Source organism: Shigella sp. SIG6, from assembly GCF_053555815.1.
This window is the reverse complement of record NZ_JBQZXC010000145.1, coordinates 1-7,958: the sequence shown is the minus strand read 5'-3', so window position 1 is coordinate 7,958 and position 7,958 is coordinate 1. Positions and strand designations below refer to the sequence as shown.

The following is a 7,958-nucleotide window of genomic DNA, read 5'->3' as shown; positions in this document are numbered from 1 at the left end:
ATGATTGTAAGTTTTCAGCGGCTTTTTCGCCGAGATATTTCCTTGTTAACTCTGGGGAAATGCCATCTGAGTTCACACAAATATACGGGTCGCAAACAACGCCGCACGCCGGAGATTGAAGTCCGCCAGCGTCATGTCCAGACGCCATTGATGAGAACATCATCCCCACACCTGACAATCCGATATAAATAATACGCATCATATTCATAGCACATCCTGATAATCCAACCGTACAACACTTATGCTCATTTCGTCATCAATCCGTAATCAAAACCGCTGACCTGGACGAGTTACTATGACCTGACAGAAGTATCAGACGTCTTCTGCGGTTTCTATGATAGAGCAATTCTGTGGCGGATATTAAGATAACGGGTATCTGTTCTTTAATGATGCTGCAAAAAATGGAAAGTTAAGAAAGCCTGGCGTGGTGAAAAAATACACTTGCCTCAATACTGGATATTTAAACAGGTCTGGAGATGCTGTCACGATTAGGGTGCGGAAAAAGGAAGCGTAAATAAGAAGAATCAAAAGTACGACGGCAATGGGTTGATTGACAAGGGTATTTTTTAAGCTATGAATCAGCGCCATTTATCACAGAATAGACTTTTACTCTGAATAAATGGGAGGGTGACTTGCCTCAATATAATCCAGACTATAACATGCCTTATAGTCTTCGGAACATCATCGCGCGCTGGCGATGATTAATAGCTAATTGAGTAAGGCCAGGATGTCAAACACGCCAATCGAGCTTAAAGGCAGTAGCTTCACTTTATCTGTGGTTCATCTGCATGAGGCAGAACCTAAGGTTATCCATCAGGCGCTGAAAGACAAAATCGCTCAGGCCCCCACATTTTTAAAACATGCCCCCGTTGTACTCAACGTCAGTGCACTGGAAGACCCGGTAAACTGGTCAGCGATGCATAAGGCGGTTTCGGCAACCGGTTTGCGGGTTATTGGCGTAAGTGGCTGCAAAGATGCGCAACTTAAAGCCGAAATTGAAAAAATGGGGCTGCCTATCCTGACGGAAGGAAAAGAAAAAGCGCCACGTCCAGCTCCCGCACCGCAGGCTCCAGCGCAAAATACAATGCCGGTCACAAAAACGCGTTTAATAGATACCCCGGTGCGTTCCGGTCAGCGTATTTATGCTCCACAATGTGATCTGATTGTTACAAGCCACGTTAGCGCTGGGGCCGAATTGATTGCCGATGGGAACATTCATGTCTATGGCATGATGCGCGGTCGTGCGCTGGCAGGGGCAAGTGGTGACCGGGAAACGCAAATATTTTGTACGAACCTGATGGCGGAATTGGTGTCCATCGCAGGTGAATACTGGCTGAGTGATCAAATCCCAGCAGAATTTTATGGCAAAGCGGCGCGACTGCAGTTAGTCGAAAACGCGTTGACCGTTCAACCGTTAAATTGATCCCTTTTTAACAAGGAATTTCTATGGCACGCATTATTGTTGTTACTTCGGGTAAAGGGGGTGTTGGTAAGACAACCTCCAGCGCGGCCATCGCCACTGGTTTGGCCCAGAAGGGAAAGAAAACTGTCGTGATAGATTTTGATATCGGCCTGCGTAATCTCGACCTGATTATGGGTTGCGAACGCCGGGTCGTTTACGATTTCGTCAACGTCATTCAGGGCGATGCAACGCTAAATCAGGCGTTAATTAAAGATAAGCGTACTGAAAATCTCTATATTCTTCCGGCATCGCAAACACGCGATAAAGATGCCCTCACCCGTGAAGGGGTCGCCAAAGTTCTTGATGATCTGAAAGCGATGGATTTTGAATTTATCGTTTGTGACTCCCCGGCAGGGATTGAAACCGGTGCGTTAATGGCACTCTATTTTGCAGACGAAGCCATTATTACCACCAACCCGGAAGTCTCCTCAGTACGCGACTCTGACCGTATTTTAGGCATTCTGGCGTCAAAATCACGCCGCGCAGAAAATGGCGAAGAGCCTATTAAAGAGCACCTGCTGTTAACGCGCTATAACCCAGGCCGCGTAAGCAGAGGTGACATGCTGAGCATGGAAGATGTTCTGGAGATCCTGCGCATCAAACTCGTCGGCGTGATCCCAGAGGATCAATCAGTATTGCGCGCCTCTAACCAGGGTGAACCGGTCATTCTCGACATTAACGCCGATGCGGGTAAAGCCTACGCAGATACCGTAGAACGTCTGTTGGGAGAAGAACGTCCTTTCCGCTTCATTGAAGAAGAGAAGAAAGGCTTCCTCAAACGCTTGTTCGGAGGATAAGTTATGGCATTACTCGATTTCTTTCTCTCGCGGAAGAAGAACACAGCCAACATTGCAAAAGAACGGCTGCAGATTATTGTTGCTGAACGCCGTCGCAGCGATGCAGAACCGCATTATCTGCCGCAGTTGCGTAAAGATATTCTTGAGGTCATTTGTAAATACGTACAAATTGATCCTGAGATGGTAACCGTACAGCTTGAGCAAAAAGATGGCGATATTTCTATTCTTGAGCTGAACGTGACCTTACCGGAAGCAGAAGAGCTGAAATAAGCCCGCTGTAAAAACGCATTTATCTTCAAGGCAGAGTCATTTCTGCCTTGAGTTTTTCATCCCTCTCATCCACGTTGTGGTAAAGCGGCGAGTATTCTTGCTGATACTCCTCATTGCTATTTCCACCTCCCCCTTTACACCTTAAGGCTGTTCCCACGCACAGAACAAAATGTTTATGCCTGGTTGAGTAAATAACCATGTTGTTAGTGTTGATATACTGGGAGATGATAACCCCGCAATTTCATTATTCATTGTTCTCCCATAGGATGAGGTTTCCCGCCGTAACTGGCGGGCTTTTTTTGCCCCAGAATTTTCTCTTTCAACATCCTGTAAACGAAAACTGCGCCGAAGCGCAGTTTAATCGTTGATAGTCAGAACGACCAGTTCACACCAGCCACCGCGTTCCACGGGGACTCCACACCGGCACCATGGCTATACCCCACCCCGAAATGCCCGCTTAACGTACTGCTGAATGAGGCTTTAATACCTGCCTGGTATATTCCACGTCTGCCCGATAAATCATTGACAAAATTACCGTCACTATTCACTTTCACCCGATTATCATCGACAAATTCTTTGCGCACAGCCGCCTTCAGGCAGGGTTCAATTTCCATACCGTTCCCCAGACGCATGTTGTAACTCAGCGTTGCACCCAGTTCACGATATATACTGCGGGTATCGACTGATTTCGATTCCATGCCATTGGATAAATGATAGTAGCGTCTAAGTGACCTAAGCTCTGCTGCAACATCAGCCCGCAGGCACCAGACCAGGGGATTCATCCTGAAGAGACAGCGCAGGTGTATTGTGTTCACCGCTCACCAAAGACATCATGATGAAATGATGATATCCCGCATAAGAAAGAGGCATTTTTTACACGCAGTGCGCTGAAGTGTAGTTGGATAAAAAATCACTCTTTTCAGATAATACTGTCGTACGCTTATCTTTAGACAATGAGGCCGTCGGCAAAATAAAATGACTAATGTAATCGTTGCTGATGAATATCTTCTGCTCACATAAAAATCACACAATAATATTGATAAATCAGATTATCTTACCTTTACAACATTGCGTTAACAGTCAATGACACTTCTTGAATAAAAATATTGTCAATCAATGAGTTATTCCTCATTTAAGATTATTCTCATTCACGTAAAAAACATAATTCCTATCATCACAGCCACGCTCATTTTGAATTATCTGAATAATAGCGAGCGTTCTTTAGTTAAGCAGATCTTAATTGAAGACGAAATTATTGTGTGTGCAACTTACTTAATACCGGACATCTAAGTTGAAGAAAAAAATACTTGCCTTCGGGCTTATCTCAGCATTGTTCTGCTCCACGCCAGCGATGGCGGATATGAACCGCACCACGAAAGGTGCATTGCTAGGCGCAGGCGTTGGTTTACTTACTGGCAATGGTGTTAATGGCGTACTGAAAGGTGCAGCTGTTGGCGCTGGTGTTGGTGCAGTAACAGAAAAAGGCCGCGACGGTAAAAATGCGCGTAAAGGTGCAAAAGTGGGTGCCGCCGTTGGTGCTGTCACTGGCGTTCTGACCGGCAATGGCCTCGAAGGGGCGATTAAAGGTGCCGTGATTGGCGGTACGGGTGGTGCAATTCTGGGTAAAATGAAATAAGGAATGATGATGAAAAAATTTGCTTTACTGGCGGGCCTGTTTGTTTTCGCACCAATGACCTGGGCGCAGGACTACAATATTAAAAACGGTTTGCCGTCAGAAACCTATATTACTTGCGCAGAAGCCAACGAAATGGCAAAAACTGACAGCGCACAGGTTGCAGAAATTGTTGCGGTAATGGGTAATGCCAGCGTTGCCAGCCGTGATTTAAAAATTGAGCAATCTCCGGAACTGAGCGCCAAAGTGGTAGAAAAACTGAATCAGGTTTGCGCTAAAGACCCGCAAATGCTGTTGATCACGGCAATTGATGACACCATGCGTGCTATCGGCAAAAAATAATATTTCATATGTACCGCGTCGATGAATACGACGCGGTTTTTTAGCTAACGGCGGGATCAGAACTTATATTTCAGGCCCACCATCACTGCGGTGTCATTGTAGCCATTATCACCCAGCTGCACGCCCACATTCCCCCAGACGCTGGCCGCTGGATTCAGGTTGCCATTTACGCCAAGTTTAATTTCCCCCAAATTACTCACCCCATCTTGTTCGACTTTCACACCGTTCATTGAGACAGCAAAATCTTTACTGTTATGGATCCAGTTCATTTCAACAAAAGGTTCAAAGTCGTCACCGTGCGGACCGCTGTTTTTCTCCTGAGTACGAATAAAGGTGCGGAAGCCGAGTCGGGTCTGGATGTTGTTATTTGCGTCATTCTCAATACGTGAGCCATTGGCTTCCGTGTGCGCATTATGATCGACGCCCATCCAGATAGCCTGTGCCTGTGGCTGGAAGATCCACGTATATTTCGCCGCTTCCAGACCAAAGGATTTATTCAGGGCAAAACCGTAACCCGCTTCCAGCGAGACGGTTGCACCTTTCGCGCTATAGGATTCATAGGCTAATTCATCCCCTTTCACGGAGTTTTTAAACCAGCTATATTGCGCCCAGGAGTCAATGTATGCGCCTTTTTTACTGATGTCATCGGCAAACCAAGTGGCATACAGCCCTGCGCTATAGCCTCTGACACTCCCTTTCGAACGATAATCCGACACGCTGGAATGAGTTAAGTTGTAGTCGCGGGCATAACCAGCCATCACTCCCAAACGCCAACTGTCACTATCGGTAAAACCACCGGTTAACAGATCGCCCCCTAACTGCGAGACGTAGCGATGCGAGGTCGTTCTCAACTGTCCGTTGCTGTCACGCCAGGCATTATGCCCGCCAATTTGACGTAGCCAAAGTCGGCTTGAACGCTCCTGTTCAGTTACAGGATCGATGTAGCGCGTTTCACCCGCACGGTCGTTCAGACGCATAACAAAAAGAGTGTTAGCGGCTGCCAGGTTGGCGACGTAACTTCCAGCTTCGGGGCGCAGGACGGGGGTAGGCGCAACAGTAGGCGCTGAACTTCCTCCGGAGTTTGTTTCACCGCCGCTCGTTGCCTAGAAGTTAGTCAGATACCAGTTTTTATTGGTCGCTTCGGTATTACCTCGGGTTAATGAATATTCGTAGGCACCGGCGAAAATCCTCGAATCCTTAATAAATTCCCCATTTGATTCCCCCTCAACGCTGATAATCTCTATCCCATTTAACGTGTAAGCTCCGCTGCCTCCTGCATTGGTAACTTTAACTCGGGTTGTTCCAGAGGTATTTCCATTAATAACGACTTTATCCGTAGCTGAATTATCATCATCCAATTCAGTTCTGAGATGCAATACGCCATTATTACCAACGTAATTTTCAGTTATTGTTAATCTTGTTGGTTCGACATCCCGTCCATCTGCCCAGGAAATATAGACCGTACTATTATCAACCGTGAGGTTGCTCACCGTTGAGTCAGCTTTAATATCCCAGGTACTATTATCTGAAAGCGACAGATAGGTATGAGTGTTATCATCTGTTGAAATATTAGCTGAACCCGTTATTTTTGAATTAGTTGCATCGACGGTCAAATGACCTTTAATATTATTGATAAAAACATCTGCAGCCGATGATACCTCACTATCCGTAATGGTCACGTTACTCGTCTCATTTTTATGGTAGAGGATTTCATTTGCTGACCGTAGTGAGCTACCAGATAAAATATCTACCGTTGCTTCCTGACCATTTATGGAAGACTCCAGCACAATTCCAGACCCCTGATGCGCGACTGCAGATGTATTTTTCAGCGTCACCGTGCCGCCATTATAAATTTTAGCAATCGCGGCGTCAGGACCCGTTGTATAAATTTCTCCCTGGTTAAATGAAACTGTCCCCTGGCGGGCAGCGATGGCATGAGCATTGTCCCCATGCGTGGTGATATCAACATCGGTTAATGTAACGCTGGCATTGGTATAATCAAGCGTGTCACCAGCCTTGACGACAGTGCCATTAGCGTACGCGGCATAACTTTCTGTTCCGTGGGTTGTGATCTCCCCTTTTGCCATATCCAGTTTTGCTATGGCATTATTTTCATTACTTCCTGTATCGGCAGTACTTTCTTCATCAAGAGAAGATACACACGCACGCGCGCTTCCGGGAGATGCACACGCAAGAACGCCGACTGCGTGATTACCCGCAGTAACAATAAATGTATCATCTCCGTCAGAAAAAGAGGGGGTAACCGAACCGTCAGAGTTGACTCTTATTATGGTGTCAGTATTCAGGTTTCCACTCGTTTGACTTAGCAAACCAATTGAGTAATCCCCCGTTGTGACAATCGTGTTTTTACCCTGCAAAATAACAGCACCGCCAAATTCACTTACGATTGCGCTAGCTGTTAATGCTGGGCTTAGAGGACTATTGTCAGAAGGATATAAACCGCCCGTTGTTACAATGACGCCATTGTTAATGGTTAACTTACTACCCTCTCCTGCAACGGATACCCGTAACTTCCATTACCCGTTGTTATAACTAGCGCATTATCAATATCTTTTACTTTTCCATCTTTTATTGCCACAGCATGTTTATATTCATCGTGCTGAATAAACTGTTCAGCATATGCATTACCCACCGCCAGAGCAATAAGTCCCAAACTAAACCCGGGGAGTTTTTTCAGTTTCATAGATTAACCATCCATTCATTGGATTAACAAACATTCCTGGTCAAATAACCTATGAGCTCAGATTACCAAAACGGAGGGTAAAGACAAAAACAAAAGCACAAAAAATTTAAATAGATAAACAGCGACAATATATAAATGATAAATAAGTCGGCATTATCATTTTTCACCTTATTTTCATGACATTGATCACTTTGGGGTGACTATTTTGTTTAACAAATAACTCTTCGACATCAAAATTATCAATAGTTGCCATAGTAATTATTTCGGTGATATATAAAAACAACTGTGATAACACCAAGGTTGACAACTATTTGCGCAATAATTCCTTTCCTTCAATGATCCAGGCGTTCACTGCCAGCAACCCATTCAGCCGCATACTGACAGTGAGAAACTGAAAGATTATTGCTGATCCCTGTGGCTGACGAGTCTTTCTCTTAAATCGATTAACCAGATTGATCGCCAGCCAAACAAGGGCATTAAGCAAATTTATCGTCACAAGCACTTCTCCCAGCCCGGTACTGGGTTTTGCAATAAGGATGACCAGGAGGGTGATCAGCATAAATGCAATGGAAAAGATGATATAGAGAGTGAAATAATCCAGATTATTACTATTGTTCATGCTACTAATGGCAATCCTGTCAAAACTTTCAAACAATTATAGCAAACAAAATAATGAACAATAGTAACAAGAGGCAACGAGCTAATTAGCTGTCTATAATTACACCGCACTATGGCCTTACTGATCAATTT

Annotated in this window: 10 protein-coding genes and 3 pseudogenes; 6 read left to right on the top strand and 7 right to left on the bottom strand. The window is 45.1% G+C overall.

Annotated features, from left to right (window positions below; all coding sequences use genetic code 11):
- Nucleotides 1–208: YcgJ family protein (locus ACUU1M_RS17365; protein ID WP_449144704.1), on the bottom strand; the 208-nt coding region annotated here is incomplete at its 3' end.
- Between the two features lie 519 nt (nt 209–727).
- On the opposite strand from ACUU1M_RS17365, the gene minC reads away from it, so the two are divergent.
- Genes minC through minE form a run of 3 tightly spaced genes read left to right on the top strand, consistent with a single transcriptional unit; the run spans nt 728 to nt 2,529 of the window.
- Complete coding sequence (minC, locus tag ACUU1M_RS17360) at nt 728–1,423, top strand: septum site-determining protein MinC (protein ID WP_005047937.1); 696 nt, start codon at nt 728–730, stop codon at nt 1,421–1,423.
- Nucleotides 1,424–1,446: 23 nt separating this feature from the next.
- Nucleotides 1,447–2,259 carry a septum site-determining protein MinD gene (gene minD / locus ACUU1M_RS17355; RefSeq protein ID WP_000101055.1) on the top strand — a complete coding sequence of 271 codons (813 nt, stop codon included), beginning with the start codon at nt 1,447–1,449 and terminating at the stop codon, nt 2,257–2,259.
- Nucleotides 2,260–2,262: 3 nt separating this feature from the next.
- Entirely contained in the window at nt 2,263–2,529 is a 267-nt protein-coding gene (minE, locus tag ACUU1M_RS17350) for a cell division topological specificity factor MinE (protein WP_001185665.1), read from the top strand.
- Nucleotides 2,530–2,900: 371 nt separating this feature from the next.
- Here minE and ACUU1M_RS17345 read toward each other — a convergent pair.
- The 3 genes and pseudogenes from ACUU1M_RS17345 to ymgJ all read right to left on the bottom strand — a co-directional run.
- Nucleotides 2,901–3,245, bottom strand: a pseudogene (locus ACUU1M_RS17345) (autotransporter outer membrane beta-barrel domain-containing protein); the annotation flags it as partial.
- 34 nt (nt 3,246–3,279) lie between these two features.
- Nucleotides 3,280–3,399, bottom strand: coding sequence for a hypothetical protein (locus ACUU1M_RS17340; RefSeq protein ID WP_001131446.1), 120 nt, complete (start codon nt 3,397–3,399; stop codon nt 3,280–3,282).
- The gene (gene ymgJ / locus ACUU1M_RS17335) at nt 3,360–3,545 is read right to left on the bottom strand and encodes a protein YmgJ (RefSeq protein WP_071988566.1); all 186 of its coding nucleotides are present in this window, start codon (nt 3,543–3,545) and stop codon (nt 3,360–3,362) included. Before ymgJ ends, ACUU1M_RS17340 begins: the two co-directional genes overlap by 40 nt.
- A gap of 100 nt (nt 3,546–3,645) precedes the next feature.
- On the opposite strand from ymgJ, the gene ymgI reads away from it, so the two are divergent.
- From ymgI to ACUU1M_RS17320, 3 genes are read left to right on the top strand one after another with little or no spacing between them, the layout of a single operon-like run.
- The gene (gene ymgI, locus ACUU1M_RS17330; protein ID WP_000122462.1) at nt 3,646–3,819 is read left to right on the top strand and encodes a protein YmgI; all 174 of its coding nucleotides are present in this window, start codon (nt 3,646–3,648) and stop codon (nt 3,817–3,819) included.
- A 1-nt stretch (nt 3,820) separates the two neighbouring features.
- Nucleotides 3,821–4,165 (top strand): YMGG-like glycine zipper-containing protein, encoded by a 345-nt coding sequence (locus ACUU1M_RS17325; protein WP_000726974.1) that lies wholly within the window; start codon nt 3,821–3,823, stop codon nt 4,163–4,165.
- Nucleotides 4,166–4,168: 3 nt separating this feature from the next.
- Nucleotides 4,169–4,504 carry a YmgD family protein gene (locus ACUU1M_RS17320; protein WP_000979977.1) on the top strand — a complete coding sequence of 112 codons (336 nt, stop codon included), beginning with the start codon at nt 4,169–4,171 and terminating at the stop codon, nt 4,502–4,504.
- Between the two features lie 56 nt (nt 4,505–4,560).
- Here ACUU1M_RS17320 and ACUU1M_RS17315 read toward each other — a convergent pair.
- The 3 genes and pseudogenes from ACUU1M_RS17315 to ymgF all read right to left on the bottom strand — a co-directional run bounded on the left by ACUU1M_RS17315 (nt 4,561) and on the right by ymgF (nt 7,827).
- A pseudogene (locus ACUU1M_RS17315) lies at nt 4,561–6,591 on the bottom strand (autotransporter outer membrane beta-barrel domain-containing protein).
- A gap of 407 nt (nt 6,592–6,998) precedes the next feature.
- Nucleotides 6,999–7,208: a hypothetical protein gene (locus tag ACUU1M_RS17310; protein ID WP_005047951.1), complete on the bottom strand. Its 210-nt coding sequence runs from the start codon at nt 7,206–7,208 to the stop codon at nt 6,999–7,001.
- A gap of 399 nt (nt 7,209–7,607) precedes the next feature.
- Nucleotides 7,608–7,827, bottom strand: a pseudogene (gene ymgF / locus ACUU1M_RS17305) (cell division-associated protein YmgF).
- Between the last annotated feature and the right edge of the window lie 131 nt (nt 7,828–7,958).